Source organism: Noviherbaspirillum malthae (genome assembly GCF_015352985.1).
In the GTDB taxonomy this organism is placed as follows: Bacteria; Pseudomonadota; Gammaproteobacteria; order Burkholderiales; family Burkholderiaceae_D; genus Noviherbaspirillum; species Noviherbaspirillum malthae.
Window position 1 is genome coordinate 147,658 of sequence record NZ_JACYXF010000001.1, and the last position, 18,934, is coordinate 166,591.

General features: G+C 62.5%; 18 protein-coding genes and 1 tRNA gene. 7 read left to right on the plus strand and 12 right to left on the minus strand.

The features are described from left to right. Positions 1-9 precede the first annotated feature (9 nt). The 4 genes from IGW03_RS00740 to IGW03_RS00755 all read left to right on the plus strand — a co-directional run bounded on the left by IGW03_RS00740 (position 10) and on the right by IGW03_RS00755 (position 2,915). Positions 10-1,377 (plus strand): M16 family metallopeptidase, encoded by a 1,368-nt coding sequence (locus IGW03_RS00740; protein WP_194721174.1) that lies wholly within the window; start codon positions 10-12, stop codon positions 1,375-1,377. After that, positions 1,367-2,029, plus strand: coding sequence for a 16S rRNA (guanine(966)-N(2))-methyltransferase RsmD (rsmD, locus tag IGW03_RS00745; RefSeq protein ID WP_194720598.1), 663 nt, complete (start codon positions 1,367-1,369; stop codon positions 2,027-2,029). Before IGW03_RS00740 ends, rsmD begins: the two co-directional genes overlap by 11 nt. Before the next feature lie 42 nt (positions 2,030-2,071). After that, positions 2,072-2,566, plus strand: coding sequence for a pantetheine-phosphate adenylyltransferase (coaD, locus tag IGW03_RS00750; protein WP_151635491.1), 495 nt, complete (start codon positions 2,072-2,074; stop codon positions 2,564-2,566). Positions 2,567-2,636: 70 nt separating this feature from the next. Then, on the plus strand, positions 2,637-2,915 hold the full coding sequence (locus IGW03_RS00755; protein WP_194720599.1) for a YfhL family 4Fe-4S dicluster ferredoxin: 279 nt from the start codon (positions 2,637-2,639) through the stop codon (positions 2,913-2,915). A 23-nt stretch (positions 2,916-2,938) separates the two neighbouring features. On the opposite strand, the gene IGW03_RS00760 is transcribed toward IGW03_RS00755, so the two are convergent. From IGW03_RS00760 to IGW03_RS00810, 11 genes are all read right to left on the minus strand, one after another. Next, on the minus strand, positions 2,939-4,030 hold the full coding sequence (locus tag IGW03_RS00760; RefSeq protein WP_194720600.1) for a GGDEF domain-containing protein: 1,092 nt from the start codon (positions 4,028-4,030) through the stop codon (positions 2,939-2,941). A 133-nt stretch (positions 4,031-4,163) separates the two neighbouring features. After that, positions 4,164-5,015, minus strand: a complete 852-nt coding sequence (locus tag IGW03_RS00765) for an MOSC domain-containing protein (RefSeq protein ID WP_194721175.1) — start codon at positions 5,013-5,015, stop codon at positions 4,164-4,166. Between the two features lie 82 nt (positions 5,016-5,097). Beyond that, positions 5,098-6,189, minus strand: coding sequence for a redox-regulated ATPase YchF (gene ychF, locus IGW03_RS00770; RefSeq protein WP_194720601.1), 1,092 nt, complete (start codon positions 6,187-6,189; stop codon positions 5,098-5,100). 83 nt (positions 6,190-6,272) lie between these two features. Then, positions 6,273-7,367: a patatin-like phospholipase family protein gene (locus IGW03_RS00775; RefSeq protein WP_194720602.1), complete on the minus strand. Its 1,095-nt coding sequence runs from the start codon at positions 7,365-7,367 to the stop codon at positions 6,273-6,275. Next, positions 7,364-7,939, minus strand: a complete 576-nt coding sequence (gene pth / locus IGW03_RS00780) for an aminoacyl-tRNA hydrolase (RefSeq protein WP_194720603.1) — start codon at positions 7,937-7,939, stop codon at positions 7,364-7,366. Before pth ends, IGW03_RS00775 begins: the two co-directional genes overlap by 4 nt. A gap of 205 nt (positions 7,940-8,144) precedes the next feature. Further along, entirely contained in the window at positions 8,145-8,750 is a 606-nt protein-coding gene (locus tag IGW03_RS00785; protein ID WP_194720604.1) for a 50S ribosomal protein L25/general stress protein Ctc, read from the minus strand. 106 nt (positions 8,751-8,856) lie between these two features. Further along, positions 8,857-9,807 (minus strand): ribose-phosphate pyrophosphokinase, encoded by a 951-nt coding sequence (locus tag IGW03_RS00790; RefSeq protein WP_194720605.1) that lies wholly within the window; start codon positions 9,805-9,807, stop codon positions 8,857-8,859. Positions 9,808-9,906: 99 nt separating this feature from the next. Further along, a tRNA-Gln gene (locus tag IGW03_RS00795) sits at positions 9,907-9,983 on the minus strand. A gap of 58 nt (positions 9,984-10,041) precedes the next feature. After that, on the minus strand, positions 10,042-10,911 hold the full coding sequence (ispE, locus tag IGW03_RS00800; RefSeq protein ID WP_194720606.1) for a 4-(cytidine 5'-diphospho)-2-C-methyl-D-erythritol kinase: 870 nt from the start codon (positions 10,909-10,911) through the stop codon (positions 10,042-10,044). Next, positions 10,896-11,531, minus strand: coding sequence for a lipoprotein insertase outer membrane protein LolB (gene lolB, locus IGW03_RS00805; protein WP_194720607.1), 636 nt, complete (start codon positions 11,529-11,531; stop codon positions 10,896-10,898). The genes ispE and lolB overlap by 16 nt, the downstream gene beginning before the upstream one ends. Beyond that, positions 11,528-13,351 carry a tetratricopeptide repeat protein gene (locus IGW03_RS00810; protein ID WP_228534872.1) on the minus strand — a complete coding sequence of 608 codons (1,824 nt, stop codon included), beginning with the start codon at positions 13,349-13,351 and terminating at the stop codon, positions 11,528-11,530. The genes lolB and IGW03_RS00810 overlap by 4 nt, the downstream gene beginning before the upstream one ends. A gap of 205 nt (positions 13,352-13,556) precedes the next feature. On the opposite strand from IGW03_RS00810, the gene mutM reads away from it, so the two are divergent. The 3 genes from mutM to mutY are packed head-to-tail and all read left to right on the plus strand — an operon-like array spanning position 13,557 to position 17,538. Further along, positions 13,557-14,378: a bifunctional DNA-formamidopyrimidine glycosylase/DNA-(apurinic or apyrimidinic site) lyase gene (mutM, locus tag IGW03_RS00815; protein WP_194720608.1), complete on the plus strand. Its 822-nt coding sequence runs from the start codon at positions 13,557-13,559 to the stop codon at positions 14,376-14,378. Between the two features lie 48 nt (positions 14,379-14,426). Further along, entirely contained in the window at positions 14,427-16,364 is a 1,938-nt protein-coding gene (locus tag IGW03_RS00820) for a dynamin family protein (RefSeq protein ID WP_194720609.1), read from the plus strand. 1 nt (position 16,365) lies between these two features. Next, positions 16,366-17,538 (plus strand): A/G-specific adenine glycosylase, encoded by a 1,173-nt coding sequence (gene mutY, locus IGW03_RS00825; protein WP_194720610.1) that lies wholly within the window; start codon positions 16,366-16,368, stop codon positions 17,536-17,538. Positions 17,539-17,610: 72 nt separating this feature from the next. On the opposite strand, the gene IGW03_RS00830 is transcribed toward mutY, so the two are convergent. Then, positions 17,611-18,696, minus strand: coding sequence for a GGDEF domain-containing protein (locus tag IGW03_RS00830; RefSeq protein WP_228534874.1), 1,086 nt, complete (start codon positions 18,694-18,696; stop codon positions 17,611-17,613). Positions 18,697-18,934: the final 238 nt, after the last annotated feature.

The window sequence follows — 18,934 nt, forward strand, 5'->3', positions numbered from 1 at the left end:
TCCAACATGATGAAGCGATTTTTCCTAGCATTTAGCCTGGCGTTCGTGGGTGCTGCGCCGGCGCACGCCGCCCTCCAGATCCAATCCTGGTCCCTGGACAACGGCGCCCGCGTGCTGTTCGTCGAGAGCCATTCCATTCCCGTGCTCGACCTCAGCGTGGAGTTCGATGCCGGTTCCCGGCGCGACCCCCAGGACAAGGCCGGCGTGGCCGAACTGACCAATGCCATGCTTGCCCGCGGCCTGCGGGAGACCGGCACGGCCGATGCGGCCAATGCCTCCAACGCTGCCAACGCTGCCAACGCGCCCAATGCCGAGCCGGCGATGAGCGAAGCGCAGATTTCCGACACCCTGGCCGATACCGCAGCCCAGCGCGGCGGCGGTGCAGGAAGCGACCGCGCGGGCGCTTCGCTGCGCACGCTGGTGTCCCAGCCCGAGCGCGATACGGCCGTCAAGTTGCTGGCGCGCATCCTGGCGCATCCGAGTTTTCCGGAAAACCTGCTGGCGCGTGACAAGGCGCGTGTCATCGCCGCCATCCGGGAGGAGGACACCAAGCCCGAGGCGATCGGAAGCAAGGCATTCTGGCGCCTCATGTACCCGAGCCATCCCTATGGCCGGCAGCAGACGGTGCAGTCGGTGGAATCGATCACACGCGATGACCTGGTGGCCTTTCACAACACGCATTACGTTGCGAACCGGGCCATCGTGTCCATCATCGGCGACATCAGCCGGGCCGAAGCCGATGCCATCGCCCGTCAGCTGACCGTGCGCCTGCCGCAGGGCACCCCGCTGCCTGCGCTGCCGCCGGTGGAGCAGGCGCCGGCGCGCAGTGAAAACATCGCCCATCCCGCATCTCAGGCGCACATCATGCTGGGCATGCCGGCGATCGCGCGAGGCGACCCGGATTACTTTCCGCTCCTGGTCGGCAATTACACGCTGGGCGGCGGCGGATTCGTGTCGCGGCTGACACGCGAAGTCCGGGAAAAGCGCGGCCTGTCCTACAGCGTCTACAGCTACTTCAATCCGATGGCGCAGCCGGGCCCGTTCCAGGCTGGTTTGCAGACGCAGAAGGATCAGGCCGGCAATGCGCTCAACGTAGTGCGCGATACCATCTCCGCCTTCCTGCGCGACGGGCCCACGCCGCAGGAGCTCAAGGCCGCGAAGGACAACCTGACAGGCGGCTTCGCGCTGCGCATCGACAACAACAAGAAGATTCTCGACAACGTCGCCGCGATCGGTTTCTACAACCTGCCGCTGAACTATCTCGATGCCTGGACCGCCAACGTCTCCAAGGTGACCGCCGCCGACATCAAGGCTGCATTCAACCGCAGGCTGGCGCTGGACAAGATGTCAACCGTGGTGGTCGGCAATGGCCAGTAAGCAGGCCAGGACAGGCACGCGGGGCGGCGCCGGGCTTGCACCGAGGCACGCCGGTCCGGCGCGCCAGGTCCGCATCATCGGCGGTCAGTGGAAGCGCACGCCGCTGCCGGTGCTCGATGCCGAAGGCTTGCGGCCGACACCTGACCGGGTGCGCGAAACCGTCTTCAACTGGCTGACCCACCTGTTCGACGGCGCATGGGGCTCGGTCAACTGCCTGGATCTGTTCGCCGGCACCGGCGCGCTCGGTTTCGAGGCGGCCAGCCGCGGCGCGGCATCGGTGACGATGGTCGAGGAGCATGCGGCTGCCGTCAGGCAGTTGGAGGCCAATGCTGCCAAGCTCAAGGCCGAACAGGTGCGCGTGCGCCGCGGCGACGCTTTGGCCGCCGCGCAGGCACTGGCGGCGCGCGGCGAACGCTTCCAGCTCATCTTCCTCGACCCGCCGTATCATCAGGACTGGCTGGTAAAAATACTGCCTTTGTGCAGCCGCCTACTTGCCGATGGCGGCTTGGTATATGCTGAAGCTGAAACGCCGCTGGACGGCGAAGACACGCCCGAATGGCTGCAGGGCTGGTCGGCGGTCAGGGCGGACAAGGCGGGCATGGTGTTCTACCACTTGCTGCATCGCAATAGGGCGCCCGAAATTGAGGCATAATGCGCGTTCCAATTTTGTTTCGTAACTGGACAGGGAGCCAAGATGGTCACAGCAGTTTATCCGGGCACGTTCGATCCACTCACGCGCGGCCATGAAGATCTGGTACGGCGCGCATCGGGACTGTTCGACAAGCTGGTCGTCGGCGTCGCCGACAGCAAGAACAAGCGGCCCTTCTTTTCGCTCGACGAGCGGCTGTCGATCGCCAATGAAGTGCTTGGCCATTATCCCAACGTGCAGGTTGAAAGCTTCTCCGGTCTGCTCAAGGACTTCGTGCGCGCCAACGATGCGCGCGTGATCGTGCGCGGCCTGCGGGCGGTGTCCGACTTCGAATATGAATTCCAGATGGCCGGCATGAACCGCTACCTGCTGCCGGACGTCGAAACCCTGTTCCTGACGCCGTCGGACCAGTACCAGTTCATCTCGGGCACCATCGTGCGCGAGATCGCGACGCTGGGCGGCGATGTCTCCAAATTCGTTTTCCCTTCGGTCGAGAAGTGGCTGAAGGACAAGATGGCTGCGGGCGGCAAGCAGGGCTGATACGGCGCCGAAGGCCGGAAGGCCGCGGTGCAGCAGCGCCTGCGCTCCCGCAGCGACCATAGAGGTTGCCATGGCATTAATGATTACGGACGAATGCATCAATTGCGACGTATGCGAGCCCGAGTGCCCGAACGACGCGATTTACATGGGTCCGGAAATTTACGAGATCGATCCGAACAAGTGCACCGAGTGCGTCGGTCACTTTGACGTGCCCCAGTGCCAGCAGATCTGTCCGGTGGAGTGCATTCCCTTCAATCCCGCATGGCGGGAAACACCGGAGCAGCTGCACGCGAAATACGAACGCCTGCAGGCCGAGGCGGCGGCCAAAGCCGAAGCCGGCGGAAACTAGGCCTGGTATGTTCGGCAGGCCGGCTAGGCCGCAACCACCCGGTTGCGGCCCGACTGCTTTGCCTTGTAAAGCGCCCCGTCGGCGCGGGCCACCAGCCTTTGCGAGACGGCTTCCACCGCGCCTTCGGTCACCGGCGACTCCAGCGCGGCCACGCCCAGCGATACCGTCACATCGAGCTTGTCGCCGTTGATCAGCACGACCGGATGTTCCGCGATGCCGAGCCTGATGCGCTCGGCCACGTTGATTGCGTCCGGCTGTTCGGTATCGATCAGCAGCACGATGAATTCCTCTCCCCCGAACCGGCCCAGCGCATCGCTCAGGCGCAGCTCGGCCTTGATGCGCGCCGCCACGCTGCGCAGCACCTCGTCGCCGGCCTGATGGCCGATGCGGTCGTTGATCTGCTTGAAGTGGTCGATGTCGATGTACATGCACGACAGCGCATACCCTTGGCGCCGCGAGCGGCCGATCTCCTCCAGCAGCCGCCGTTCGATATAGCGGCGGTTGTTCACGCCGGTCAGCGGATCGGTGAGGCCGATGTGCTTGAGGCGCTCGGTGTTGATCACGTTCTCGACGCAGATCGCCACGATGGAGGCGAGGTGCTGGATGAATTCCGTGCTCAGGTTGGGCGCGAAGCGCAAGCCGTCGGCGCTGCCGAGATTCATGCTGCCGATCAGCCGGCCATGCCGTATCAGCGGCAACACTGCCACGCTCGCCGGCGGCGTGATCGGCTCCGGATACAGGCAGCCGTGCAGCTGTTCGGCATAGGTGCCGAGCACCGGCCTGGCGAGGCGCTCCGCCAGCTCGCCGAATTCGGACTCCTCCTGCATGAACAGCAGGTGCGGCAGTTCCGTCAGGCGGATGTTGAGGTCGACCAAGATGCGGCGGATATCGTAGTCCGGGTCCAGCAGGGACAGCGTGACCACATCGAGCCCGGCGGACTTGGCGAAGGTATGGAAAACCGTATGCAGCAGCTCGCGAAAGCTGTCGGCCGAGATGAACTGCAGATCGAAGGCCTGGTGCCGCTGCAGGATGTCCTGGTTCTGCTGCGCCTGCGCCAATAGCTGCGCCAGCTGCTCGCGCAGCCTCCGGTTTTCATTCACCAGATCTTGCATCATCGGCGAAGCTCACTCTCAGGACTTGGGGCGTAGGACGTGGAACGGCATGTGCGGCCAGAATATTTCCGCATGGTACCGTGCCGGACCGCGGCTCACAAGGCTTTGAGCCAGCTTTGAGCGGGATGGTTGTGGCTTAGAATGCCAGCGTCAGTTCAATGTCTTGCCCGACTTTCAACAACTGGCCTTCGCCCTGAAGCAGGATGGTGTTCATGCCGAACGCAATTCCGCCGTCGACTTTGGGATTGACGCGATAGGTCTGCAGAATGTCGAGCGGGTCAGGTCCGACTTCGCCGGTCGCCTGGTCGATCGCAGGCATGGGGCAGCGCGGGCAGGGCTTCACAGGCTTGAGAACGGCATTGCCGATATTGAACGAAGCGGCGTAATCCTCTTCGAAGGCTTCGACGCCGCCGATCACGATGTTGGGCCGGAACCGGTTCATCGGCAGCGCAGGGCGGCCCTGCGCCTGCAGCTTGCCGTTCAGGTCGTCAAGCGAAGCCTGTGAAATCACCAGCATCGGATAGCCGTCCGAGAACAGGGTGGGCGCTTCGACGCCTTCGGTCCATTTGGGGTTGGCAAGGCGCTTGGCTTCGGCATGGAAGCGCACCAGCCGGCACGGCACGCCGAGGAATTTCGAGAACCAAGTGGCGGTCACCTCGTCGCAGTCGTAAGCTTTCAGCTCCTCATCCCAGATCCTGACGGCAAGCGTCTTTTCGTCTTCCGGGTCCGGCAGGCCGAGCGGCACTTCCAGGCGCAGCATGCCGGGCGCGCGCAGTTCCAGCGTGTCGGCCTTGATGCGCGGCGCGATCAGCGCCATGCGCGGGAAGTCGCGCTGCGTCATGTAATTTCCCTGCGCATCGACGACCATCCATTCGCGATCATAGATGTGTTCGCTCATCAGGCCGGCGGCGGTCAGCGTGGCCTCGCGCAGCGAGATGCCGGCGCAGGACTTGACGGGATACAGGTTGAGTTCGGTGAGGATGGGCATGGGATGGAGGCGTTCGTGCAGCGAGATGTCAGCCATGGGGTCCGCAGACTGAGGCCCAGCCTGCGGAACGGCTCGTTGAAAATCAGACGTTGAACAGGAAATTCAGCACGTCGCCGTCCTTGACGATGTATTCCTTTCCTTCGGCGCGCATCTTGCCCGCTTCCTTGGCGCCCTGTTCGCCCTTGAAGGCGATGAAGTCGTCGAAGGCAATGGTCTGTGCGCGGATGAAGCCGCGTTCGAAGTCGGTGTGGATCACGCCGGCCGCCTGCGGTGCCGTGGCGCCGACGGGAACGGTCCAGGCGCGCACTTCCTTGACGCCGGCGGTGAAGTAGGTCTGCAGGCCGAGCAGCTTGAAGCCGGCGCGGATCAGGCGGTCCAGGCCCGGCTCTTCCATGCCCATGTCGGCGAGGAAGGCACCCTTGTCCTCGTCTTCCAAGTCGGCGATTTCAGCCTCGATCGCGGCGCAGATGGCGACGATGGGCGCGTTCTGCTCCTTCGCATACGCGCTCAGCTGGTCGAGCAGGGGATTGTTGGTGAAGCCGGTGTCGGAGACGTTGGCGACATACATTGCCGGCTTGGCGGTGATCAGGCAGAACGGCTTGATCAAGGCCATTTCCTCTGCATCCAGGCCCATGGCCCTTACCGGCTTGGCGTCGTTGAGCTGCGGCAGGATGCGCTCGAGCAGGGCGACCAGCTTGATCGCATCCTTGTCGCCCGACTTGGCTTTCTTGGTTTCCCGCTGCACCGCCTTTTCGACCGTGCCCATGTCGGCCAGCGCCAGTTCGGTCTGGATCACGGCGATGTCGTCGAGCGGGCTGACCTTGCCGGCAACGTGCACGACGTTCGGATCTTCGAAGCAGCGCACGACATTGACAATGGCATCGGTCTCGCGGATATGGGCGAGGAACTGGTTACCCAGGCCTTCGCCCTTGGAGGCGCCCGCGACCAGGCCGGCGATGTCGACGAACTCGACCACGGCCGGCACGATGCGCTCGGGCTTGACGATCTCCGCAAGCTGCTTGAGGCGCGGATCCGGCACTTCGACGATGCCGACGTTGGGCTCGATGGTGCAGAAAGGATAATTTTCCGCAGCGATGCCTGCTTTGGTCAGCGCGTTGAACAGGGTGGATTTGCCGACGTTAGGCAGGCCGACGATGCCGCATTTGAGACTCATGGTATGTACTTCGCTCAGTATTGGAAATTAACCCGGTATTCTACCGTAGCCCGTCGCCCGCCATGGAGGCATTGGGCCGCGTGTCAGATCGGCTGCACCAAGGCCGGATCCGGCTTGTCAATGAAGCTTGCCAGGGCGTCACGCAGGCGTTCGCCTTCGCTGATGGCCAGCTTCCAGTTGCGGACGCGGGCAGCATGATTCAGGCCGTGATAGCGGAAATCGTTGCGGTCGGGAAGTTTCCCTAGGGGCAGTGTCTGCAGGAACGACTGCGACGGCGAGATCAGGATGACATTGTCCAGCCAGTCGCGATTGGGTCCGCGGTGCGCGCGCCGCCATGGCAGGGACTTGTCCAGCCAGCCGGGCACGAGATAGTTGTTGAAATGCGGATAGAGCACCAGGCCGCCAGCGGGATTGTGCGCAATCCGGGAGTAGGGCAGGGCCAAGTGGTAATCGATCAGGCCGCCGTCCCAGTAGGCGCCGGCGGGCGCCATCGGAATGTCGCGCACCGGCTCCATCGTGAACGGCAGCGTGCCCGAGGCTAGCAGTGCGCTTTGCAGGTTGTCCGGCGTCAGGGGAGCGAACTGGGTGTCGAAGGCATCGAATTTTGCCTTGAGCCAGAAGGCGGGGTCGCGCTGGTCGCCGATGACCACGCGGGCGAGATGGCGCGCGAGCTGCGAACGGGAAGTCAGATTGCCGAGCACCGCAAGGCTGAACCCGGCACCGACTCCGAGCTTGCGGCCCGGCGTCTTCAGCAGCCCGCGTCCGCGCGAGACGATAATCTGCAGCCGATGCCGGGGATGAGAGGTCAGTGCCTTTTCGCCGCCGGAAATGAGGCCGCCGAGAACGTTGTTGCAGGTCTGCGTCACATAAGCTGCCGAAGGGCGGTGGGGATAGGTCTGCTCGCAGTAGAGGTCGCCCAGGCGCTCGAAGGCTGCCTCCGGCTCGGGATGGCAGGCGGCAGCCATGCGCCAGGCGCCGATGGAAGCGCCGATCAGGGTGCGCTCGCGCGGCGCGGAAGGCAGCCAGCTGCCGAACAGCCATTGATCGAGCTTTTGCAGGATCAGGCCCTTGGGTCCGCCGGCAGCGCCCGGAACAATCGCCACGTCCCGCGCGCGCAATCCATGTTCACGCAGATGCGCAAGGGCTTTTACCCCGGCGTGAATGGCAAGCGGACTCATTTCGCCGAGTGCAGCTTCATCATCGCTGCTTCGAACTTGCCCTCGCAGAGCATGGGAATGACGTCGATGCTCTTGCCGATGGCTTCGTCGATCAGCGGCTGCTCTTCCTTGCGCGGGCGGTGCAGCACGAAGTCCACCACAGGCTGCTGCAGGTTCAGGGTGCGCGGATGGCCGATGCCGATGCGCAGGCGCCAGTAATCCTGCGTGCCGAGGGCAGCGGTGATGTCCTTGAGGCCGTTGTGCCCGCCGGAGGAGCCGCCCTTCTTGATCTTCGCCGAGCCCGGCGGGAGATCGAGTTCGTCGTGCACCACGAGAATGTCGTCGGCAGGAATCTTGTAGAAGCGCGCAAGCGCGCCGACGGACTGGCCGGAGCGGTTCATGAAGGTTTGCGGCTCGAGCAGCCAGACTTCCTGTCCCGCAATGCTGGTTTTCGCGGCGAGGGCGTTGTAGCGCGATTCGCGCGCCAGCCGGTTTCCGGCCAGCTGGTCAACCAGCCAGAAGCCGGCGTTATGGCGTGTCTGTTCATAGTCGGGCCCCGGATTACCGAGACCCACAATCAGGCGGATAGGCATGCTTGAAGGCGCTTCTGCCGCAGGAGGACGCATGGCGGCATGTTGGCGCGGAGTAAAAATTGCGATTATCGGGGAAGTCGGCGGCTATCGTCCAACATCTGCGGGAATGGCCGCCGGCCCTGGATTGCCAGCGATGCAATTTCAGGCGGCGCAAATAAAAAACCCTGCCGCGAGGGCAGGGTTCTCTTGATGCGGTAACAACCGATTACTTCGCTTCGCCTTCGGCAGCAGCGTCGTCAGCCGAAACCTGGCCGGCAGGAATGCTTGCAGTTGCGATGGTCGGGTTGTCCTGGCCGTGCAGCACAGCGGTAACGCCGTTGGGCAGCTTGATGTCGGACAGGTGCACGGATGCGCCGGCTTCGACATTGGACAGGTCGACTTCGACGAACTCGGGCAGATCGCCCGGCAGGCAGCTGACGTCCAGTTCGTTGACCACGTGGCTGATCACCGCGCTGGACAGCTTGACGGCCGGCGAAATTTCAGCGTTCACGAAGTGCAGCGGCACCTTGACGTGGATCTTCTGGTTCTGGTCGACGCGCTGGAAGTCGGCGTGCAGGACCAGCTGCTTGAATGCGTGCATCTGGAAGTCGCGCAGCAGGACTTTCTCAACCTTGCCTTCGATTTCCATGTCGAGGATCGACGAGTGGAAAGCTTCTTTCTTCAGGGCGTGGAACAGCGCATTGTGATCGAGAGCGATAGCGACCGGTGCAGCCGTGCCACCGTAGATGATGCCCGGTGTCTGGCCAGCATTGCGCAGGCGGCGGCTCGCTCCGGACCCCTGCTCTTTGCGTGGGAATGCAACAACTTTCATTTTGATACTCCAGTAATGGCAGGGCGCTGCCCTGCGTTGACGCCCCCCGCGACCAGGGGACGTAAAAAACCTGCGACCCGAAAGGGCCGCAGGGAAATTCTGATGCTTAGTCGATGAAGAGCGAGCTGACCGAGTCGCCCTTGGTGATGCGCTTGAAAGTTTCGGCCAGCAGTTCCGCAGCGGTCAGCTGGCGGATCTTCGGGCATGCCCGGGCAGCGGCTGTCAGCGGGATGGTGTCGGTGACGACCAGCTCATCCAGCGGGGAAGTGGCGATGCGCTCGATGGCCGGGCCCGACAGCACCGGGTGGGTACAGTAGGCCACCACTTTCTTGGCGCCGCGTGCCTTCAGCACTTCGGCTGCCTTGGTCAGCGTGCCCGCGGTATCGACCATGTCGTCCATGATGACGCAGTTGCGGCCTTCGACTTCACCGATGATATGCATCACTTCGGAAACATTGGCCTTGGGACGGCGCTTGTCGATGATGGCGAGATCGCAGTTCAGGCGCTTCGCCAGTGCGCGGGCGCGAACCACGCCGCCGACGTCCGGCGACACGACCAGCAGGTCATCGTAATTCTTGGCCACCAGGTCGGACAGCAGGATGGGCGATGCGTAGATGTTGTCGACCGGGATATCGAAGAAGCCCTGGATCTGGTCTGCATGCAGGTCCATGATCAGGACGCGCTCGACGCCGACCTGCTGCAGCATGTTGGCAACGACTTTGGCCGAGATGGCGACGCGGGCGGAACGTGGACGGCGATCCTGGCGGGCGTAGCCGAAATAGGGGATGGCTGCGGTGATGCGGCCTGCGGATGCGCGCTTGAGGGCATCGACCATCAGCATGATTTCCATCAGGCTGTCATTGGTGGGGGCGCAGGTCGACTGCAGGACGAAGACATCCTTGCCGCGGACGTTCTCGTTGATTTCCACCATCACTTCACCATCGGAGAACTTGGAGACCACCGCCTTGCCGAGCGGGAGGCCAAGCTGCTTGGCCACTCCCGCGGCCAGCTCCGGGTTTGCGTTGCCGGTAAAGACCATCAGGTTTTCAAGCGCCATGGAACACCTAGGTGAGAGATAGGGTTAAAAATTTGAAAAGCCGCCAAGGCTTTGACGTATCGTCTTGCGTTGGCGGCTTTTGGTTTCTTCTGTATTTAATGGCAGAGGAGGAAGGATTCGAACCTTCGAATGCCGGAATCAAAATCCGGTGCCTTGACCAACTTGGCGACTCCCCTACGCAACCTGTCTGTTCAATCTTGCCGATACGCTGGCAACATCGAACGAATCCTTGACTTACTGCTGACCCAGCAAATACGAGAGCGGGTGATGCTCGATCGCCTGGGCTTTCCATGCTTTCCAGCTCGAACGTCCGGTGTTTCGAAAAACGTGAAGCACTTCATCAGCTTCATGCTCTTCCGAAAAGGCGCAAAACACACATGCACCCGAACCAGTCATCCTTGCATCGCCATATTGTCGTAGCCATTGCAGCGCTTCGTCAATCGGCGGAAACAGCTTGGTCGCCACGACTTGCAGGTCGTTTTTCCCGAATTGATTTGTCGCTTCAGGAAAGTCCGTTATTCTGACGGCTTTCGTATCTCTTGTCAATTCCGGATCGGAAAATATTGCTGCGGTCGGTGCGGCGATGCCGGGTTCGATGACAATGTACCAAAGTTTGGGCGTCGAAATCCGGGTTAGTTCCTCACCGATGCCCTCGGCAAACGCATTGGTGCCGAAGATGAAGAAGGGCACGTCGGCGCCGAGCTGCACGCCGAGCTGCATCAGTGCCCGGCGCTCCAGCCCGGTTTCCCATAAATGATTCAATGCAATCAGCGCCGTCGCCGCATCGGACGAGCCGCCGCCCAGGCCGCCGCCCATGGGCAGCAGCTTGTCGATACCGATGTCGGCGCCAAGCGACGTTCCCGTTGCCGCCTGCAGCAGGCGCGCGGCACGCACGATCAGATCGTCGGCTTCGGCAACGCCCGGCACGTCGGTCGTGCGCCGGACCGTGCCGTCGTCGCGCACCGAAAAGTGCAGCGTGTCGCCCCGGTCGAGCAGCTGGAAGGCAGTCTGCAGCAAATGGTAGCCGTCGGCGCGGCGTCCGGTCACATGCAGAAAGAGATTGAGTTTTGCGGGGGCCGGGCAGTTGTTCAGTGTTCTTGCCATGAGTCGATTGCGATGCGGATGGAAACGTCCCCGGCCTGCTGCGTATTGCGGACGAGATCGATGCGTTTGGGTCTTGCTTGCGGAGGAGGAGTATCGTCCGGCTGCCAGTTCGCATAGCGTATCTGCCAGCCGTCCGTAGTCACAACTTCGCTTTGCTGCGGCGTGGCGACAAAGCGCTGTCCGGATGCTGTTTGCGCAATGCCCTGCAGCCATTCGCGCAGTCCGGAAACCGGCAATGGCCATCCGAGCGTTTGTGCGGTCAGGGCATCGACATCGGGAGCATGCCGCGCGGGCTGTCCGGCTTGGGTGAGGCTGGCTCCCTGCGGTGATACGTCGATGAGCGCGATGGTCTGACCCAGCGGAGAAAGCAGGGTGATCCTGGTCTGCGAAGGCGTCTGCATCCAGGTAAAGCTGCCGTGCACGGCCTCTTCCTTCTGCGGACCCTGGTAGCGCACCGACAGGCGGCCGCCCAGTTCGATATTTTCGGCGAGGCGGCGTTCGGCGGACTGGGTAGCAAGCGGTGCCGTCGATGACGGCGAAGGAGGAAGGCTGCTGCAGGCGGCAAGCAGCGGCAGCAGCGCCGCGGTCAGCGTGCGCCGCCAGTTCGGGAACGATGTCATAGATTTACGTTGAGCCGCGCCAGTGTGTTCTTCAGCGTGTCGTTCTGCGGATCCTTCTTGCGGGCATCGCGCCAGAGCTTCTCGGCATCGGCGCGCTGCCCCTTGACCCAGAGAACCTCGCCGAGATGGGCGGCAATCTCGACATCCGGACGGATTTCATAGGCGCGGCGCAGCAGGGCTTCCGCCTCCTTCAGCCTTCCCAGCCTGAACTGCACCCAGCCCATGCTATCCATGATGAAGGGATCATCCGGTGCAAGCTTGAGCGCCTTGTCGATCAGCGTATAGGCCTCTTCGAGCCGGAGATTGCGCTCGGCCAGCGAATAGCCGAGGGCGTTGTAGGCGTGATGGTTCGCCGGCGCCAGCTGGATGATCTTGCGCAGCGACGTTTCCATCGCGTCCCATTGGCTGCTCTTTTCCGCAAGCATTGCATAGTCGTACAGCAGGTCGGTGTTGTCCGGGAATTGCTTGAGCGCTTCCTGCAATATGCGCATCGCTTCCGGCACCTGATTCGCATCGCGCAGCAGTTGCGCCTCGGCCAGCAGTACCTGGGCATGCTCGCGCTCACCGCTGACATTGATCTCATGCAAGAGGCGCCGCGCGCCGGGCAGGTCGCGCTTGGCGATGACCTGGGCGCGCTTGAGCTGGGCGTTGAGATACGCGTCGCCCGGCTCGATCTGCGACAGCCATTTGAGAACGCCTTCGGTGTCCTTGCGCTCTTCCGCGATCTGCGCCAGCAGCAGCAGCGCCTGCGACGAATCGCGTTCCTCGTCGGGGTTGGCGGCCAGCACCTTCAGGTAGGTCGTCAGGTGCTGCTCGGCGGCCTTGAGTTCATTGGCCTGGACTTCCAGCACGCCGAGCGCGTAGAGCGATGTCAGGTCATCGGGCTGCTCCTTCAGCAGCGCTTCGAACTGGGCGCGTGCCTTCGCATATTCCTTCTGCTCGACCAGCATGCGAGCGTAAGCCAGGCGCACTTCCCGCGTCTTCGGATTCTTTGCAATGAAGTCCTGCAGAATCTTTCCTGCTTCTGTCTTGTCAGGCGTCACCTGAGCCAGTGCCAGCGCAGCGATTTCCGAGTCGGGCTTGGCCTTGAGCGCCAGTTGCGCTTCCCTGCGGGCGCGCTGGCTGTCGCCTGCGGCGAAGGCGCCCTGGGCGAGCGCCAGATGGGCCTCGGGCATGTCGAGATAAGGAGCCAGGACCTCGTCGAGCAGAGCCAGCGCCGCTGCCTTGTCCTTGGCGCGGGCCAGCAGCCGCTGCATCTGGAAGGCCAGCAGTCCGCGCGTCTGCGGACGCGCTTCCTTCAGGCGCTGTTCCAGAATCGGCTTGGCTTCGGCGAGGTTGTCGCCGAGGATGATGAAGCTCAGGTAATACTGAGTCGCTTCGTCGGAGTTGGGCGCCAGGCTGCGCCACAGCCGCACGGCATTCATGGCCTCGTCCGGCTGCTTGGCGCTGAGCGCGATTTCCGCGGCCCGCTTTGCCAGGCGGGGATCGCGCGTCTGCTGGGCGGCGCCCAGCATGGTGACATAGGCGGTCTGCCATTCGCCGCGCTGGACGGCGAATTCCGATGCAAGCAGCTTGTAGAGCAGCTCGTCGGTTAATTGCACCGACGGCAAGCCTTCTTCCTCGTTCTGCTCCGCGGCGCTGCTGCCCGTGCGGCGTGCCGCGACTGCCGGCTTGCGCGCCGCCGAGGCCTCGGCGGCTGCGGCATCTGCCGTCCGGGTGGCTGCTGGAGCCTGCGCGAGCGCCGAGGCCGCATTCATGCCGCCGGTGGCGCAGGCCGATAGTCCGATCGACAGAGTTACAATGAGAAGAGTGTTTTTCAAGGGATATTCCCGGCTAATCAGGCAGATTCCAATTCTACGCCGAAGCTTGCAGTATTTGCCCGATGGGTGGAACCGGAGGCGGCGTGCTTTCATTTGGCGACCTCGCCCCCAACTATGAATGGACTTGGGTTAGTGACTGAGTCTAGTCATAACATGCTTGTTCCCCATCAAATTTGTCTTTCTACAAAGAATAGTCTTTCCAACCATGCCTGAATTACCTGAAGTCGAGGTCACGCGGCGCGGCGTCGCTCCGCACCTGGAAGGTCGCACGGTCACCGGGGTGACGCTGCGGCATACCGGCTTGCGCTGGCCGTTTCCGGCCGACCTCGCTCAATTGCTGCATGGCCGGCAAATTCTCAGGACCGGCCGCCGCGGAAAATACCTGCTGATCGTGTTCGACCATGGAACGCTGATCGTCCATCTGGGAATGTCGGGGCATTTGCGAATCTTGCAAGCCGGCGAGCCGCCGCAGAAGCATGATCATTTCGACCTGCTTGTCGGCGATCAACTGCTGCGCATGACCGATCCGCGCCGTTTCGGCGCCGTGCTCTGGCATGCGCATGACGACGGCGCGGTGGAAGACCATATCCTGCTGCGCAGCCTGGGCGTGGAACCGCTGGAGGATGCCTTCACGGCGCTGCTGCTGTATCGGGAGACCCGTAGGCGCAGCGCGCCGATCAAGCAGGTGTTGCTGGCAGGGGACATCGTGGTCGGCGTCGGCAACATCTATGCATCCGAAAGCCTGTTCAAGGCCGGCATCAACCCCAAAACGCCGGCGCACAGGATAGGACTGGCGCGTTATGAAAAGCTGGCGATCGCCATCCGCGAGACGCTGGCAGCTGCGATAGAAAAGGGCGGCAGCACGCTGCGCGACTTCATGGCGGTGGATGGTCAGCCCGGTTACTTTCAGCAAACCTACTTCGTCTACGACCGTACCGGGCAGCCTTGCCGGAATTGCGGTGTGGATATTCGCCAACTGAAACAGGGCCAGCGCTCCACTTTTTATTGCCCAAATTGTCAAAAGTAGTGGCGGGTGCTAGATTCTTGGCTACAACTCAGATGAATTGGGGAAACTGTGAGTGAACTGGTACAACGCTTCCAAGAGTACAGTGGCTGGCGCAACGGCGTGCTGGCATCCTTGGAACGCTATCGCGCCTGCGTCGGCGCATCGGATCTGGCCGATGCCGCGAGCGACCAGCGCTTTGCGCGGCTGCAGGCCAGGCTGACCGACGACAAGCTGTCGATCGCCTTCGTCGCCGAGTTCTCCCGCGGCAAGTCGGAACTGATCAACGCCATCTTCTTCGCCGATTACGGCCAGCGCATCCTGCCGTCGTCGGCCGGGCGCACGACGATGTGCCCGACCGAACTGCTGTATGACGAGACTTTCCCGCCGTCGATCCGCCTGCTGCCGATCGAAACCCGGGCGGAAGCCGCCTCCACCAGCGATTTCAAGGAGCAGAGCCATGTCTGGACCGTGCTGCCGCTCGACATTTCCTCGACCGAAGGCATGCTCGAAGCCTTCAAGCAGGTCAGCCTGACCAAGCGCGTCAGCATCGACGATGCCAGGCGCTACGGCCTGTATCAGGACGACGATCCCGATGCCGCGCTCTCGGTGGACCAGAACGGCTTGGTCGAGATATCGCAGTGGCGGCATGCCATCGTCAATTTCCCGCATCCCCTGCTCAAGCAGGGCCTGGTGATCATCGATACCCCGGGACTGAATGCCATCGGCACCGAACCCGAACTGACGCTGAACCTGATTCCGAATGCGCACGCGGTGCTGTTCATCCTGGCCGCCGACACCGGCGTCACCAGGAGCGATATCGACGTCTGGCGCGACCATATCGGCTCCGGTCCGGCGCGCATGGTGGTGCTGAACAAGATCGACAGCATGTGGGACGAACTGCGCAGCGCGAGTGAAGTCGAGCAGCAGATCGCCCGCCAGGTCGACACCGTGGCGCAGACGCTGGGCCTGACTTCCGACCAGGTGTTCCCGATTTCCGCGCAAAAGGGATTGGTGGGCAAGGTCAACAGCGATCCGGCACTGCTGGCGAAAAGCCGCCTGCCGCTGCTGGAATCGGCCCTGTCCGCCGAGCTGATTCCCAGCAAGCAGGAGATCGTGCGGGAACAGCTGCTGGCCGACCTGAATGAAATGACCGCCGCCAAGCAGGCCCTGCTGGCATCGCGTTCGCGCAACGTGGTCGAACAGCTGGTCGAACTCAAGAGCCTGCGCGGGAAGAACCAGACCATCATCGAACACATGATGAAGCGTGTCGACCTGGAGAAGAAGGATTTCGACAGCAGCCTCCTGAAACTGCAGGGCACGCGCGCCGTCTTTACCCGCCTGTCCACGGAAGTCTTCACCAGTCTCGGCATGGACATCCTGAAGGAAGATATCGCGCTGACCCGCGACGCCATGGAAAGGAGCAAGTTTTCCACCGGCCTGCGCGCGGCGGTCAGGGACTTCTTCGCCCGCATTCGCAGCAATATCGCCGCCTCCGGCCGCAAGACCGAGGAAATCACCGAAATGATGACGATCATGTACCGCAAGTTTTCAACGGAACATGGTCTGGCCTTGTCGGCGCCCATGCCGTTCTCGCTGGACAAGTACCTGAAGGAGATCGAGCTGATCGAAGGCGTGTACCACAAGCAGTTCGGCACCGCGGCCATCCTGACGACGCCGCAGGTCGTGCTGATGACCAAGTTCTTCGATTCGATCGCATCGCGCGTCAAGCAGAGCTTCCTGCAGGCCAACCGCGATGTGGAAGCCTGGCTGAAAGTCGTGATGGCGCCGCTCGAGGCGCAGATCTGGGAGCACAAGGCGCAGCTGAAGAAGCGCCGGCAGTCGATCGAGCGGATTCACATGGCGACCGAAAGCCTGGAAGAAAAAGTGGAAGCGCTGGAGCAGCTGCAGGCAGATCTCGACTCCCGCAGGAAAACGCTCTCGCTGCTGGAATCCGAGCTCAGGAATGCCATCACCACGGACCTCTCGGTATTGAAGGCTGCCGCTTAGGATGAAACAGGTTGTCAAGGCGCCGGACCCGTCGACGTCCGGCGCGAAGCGGGTTCGCTCCCGCGGCGCAAGCCATGCCGCCGATTATTCCGATCCGGCGTTTTCCGAGGCGGTCATCCGCTGGCAGAAGCAGCATGGACGGCATTCACTCCCCTGGCAGAATACCCGCGACGCCTACCGCATCTGGCTGTCGGAGATCATGCTCCAGCAGACGCAGGTGGCGGCGGTGATTCCCTATTATCAGCGCTTCCTGGAGCGCTTTCCCGATGTCCGGGCGCTCGCCGAAGCGCCATCCGAAGATGTGATGGCGCACTGGAGCGGGCTGGGCTACTACACCCGCGCGCGCAATCTGCATCGCTGCGCGCAGCGCGTCGTTGCCGAATACGGCGGCGTGTTTCCAAGCGATCCGGGTTTGCTCGCCGAACTGCCGGGCATCGGCCGCTCCACGGCGGCGGCGATCAGCGCCTTCGCCTACGGCACGCGCGCCGCGATTTTGGACGGTAACGTCAAGCGCGTGTTCTGCCGGGTATTCGGCATTGAAGGCTTTCCGGGATCGAAACCGATCGAGGACCAGTTATGGCTGCGCGCCGTCGCCCTGCTGCCGGAGCAGGACGTCGGATCCTACACGCAAGGCCTGATGGATCTGGGCGCGACGCTTTGCACGCGCGGCAGGCCGGCCTGCGAGCGCTGTCCGCTGGCGGAGCAATGCGTGGCGAGGGCGACCGGACGCACGCACCTGCTGCCGACGCCAAGGCCGAAGAAGGCGGTGCCGGAGAAGAGCACGACGATGCTGGTCATTGCCGACCGCACGCATGTTCTGCTTGAGCAGCGTCCCGACAGCGGCATATGGGGCGGCCTGCTGTCGCTGCCCGAGATCGATGTGCTCAGCCCCGACGACGCCGATGCGGCCGCCAGGGAAGAGCGGCTTGCGCCCGAGGCAGCGAATTACGGATTGCCGCGGTCCTTTGACAGGCTGCAGCCTTTCACCCATGTCTTCACGCATTACAAGCTGCATGTATGGCCGTATCACATACGGCTGGACAGCCGCAGTGAATTCGCGGGAGAGGGCAACCGGGTCTGGTATCCGGTCGACCGTCTGGCCGATGCGCCGTTGCCGGCGCCGGTGAAGAAGCTCCTGCTGGCGATCTTCGGCGAGCCCGACCTGCTGTCCTGAACTTGGCTACTGGAGAAGTGCCTTGCTGAAGGGCTGAAGTGGAGTGTGTAGGCGTACGGTTGGATAGACGGTTTATTGACTGTCTATCCACTCCACCCGGTTGCGGCCCATCTGCTTGGATTGATACAGCGCCGAGTCGGCGCGTGAAATCATGTCCGTGATCTTTTCTCCGCTGCGATATTCGGTCACGCCGATCGAAAGCGAGATGTTCTTCTGGACCAGAATCTTCTGGAAATCCAGGAAATGCGCATACACGCGCAGGCGCTCGGCATGCATCACCGCGCCCTTGATGCCGGTATCGGGCAGGATCAGCAGGAATTCATCGCCGCCGTAGCGGCCCAGGATGTCGGTGTCGCGGATGCTTTCCCGCGCCGTCCTCGAAAAGTCCTTCAGGATGGTGTCGCCGACCAGGTGGCCGTTCCTGTCATTGATTTCCTTGAAGTGGTCGATGTCGATCAGGCAAATCGAAAACGGCGCTCCCGAAGTGTCGGCATGCAGCTTGGCCTGCGCCAGTTCGGCCTGCAGCTGGCGGCGGTTGTACAGGCCGGTCAGTTCGTCGCGGGCGGATTTTTCCTCGTAATGTTCGAGCTGGTACTTGGTCGCGCGCAGCAGCTGGCGCATGTTCTGGATCTGTTTCCCGACCAGGATCATGCTTGGCAAGGTCAGGGCCAGCACGCACCACTGCACCAGGTCGGCGCGAAACCCCTGGACATAGCCTTCCGCCTGGCCGCGCAGCACGATGATCGCCAGATAAGCACTCACGCAGGCAAGGGACAGCCCGATCAGCGATGCAGTCGACAGGCGGAAGATCCCGAAGGAGAAGGCGATCAGCATGAAGGGAACGAGCGCCATCTGGGTGGCACGCTCGACATAGGCCGCCGCCAGCATGATGAGCAGCGAAGCCGTCAGCTGCGGCAGCATCAGGCTGGGTTCGCGGAAGCGCTGGTTGAATCCGAATCGAAAAATCCCGTAGAACAGCACGACGAAACCCAGCACGATGGCGGCCACGCCGATGAAGGTGGCGCCGCTGATGAAGCCCTGACGATAGAAGATGTAAAGGCTGAGCGCGTACAGCAGCGAGATCAGGCTGATGGGCGAGATCTGCGGAATACGCACTGACGGCATATTCTTGCGGCGGTTGATGGATTCTGTCCGCATGGTTTCGCGTGCGTCATCCAGAAGCATAGGGTTAGCGCTCAAGATAATGTCGGTTCGGGACTTGCGGGCTTTGGGAATAATGGAACGGCGAGGCGACTGTGCATTTATCCTATGAATGCCGGTCCGCGATTTTGCGCAGTAACAAACGAGTGGAAGAAAAGAAAGAACGGCGCGGGCGCGTGAAATGCGCTTCTCGCAAATGGCACACCGGCGGACAGGCGAAGCGCTCGGGCAGCTG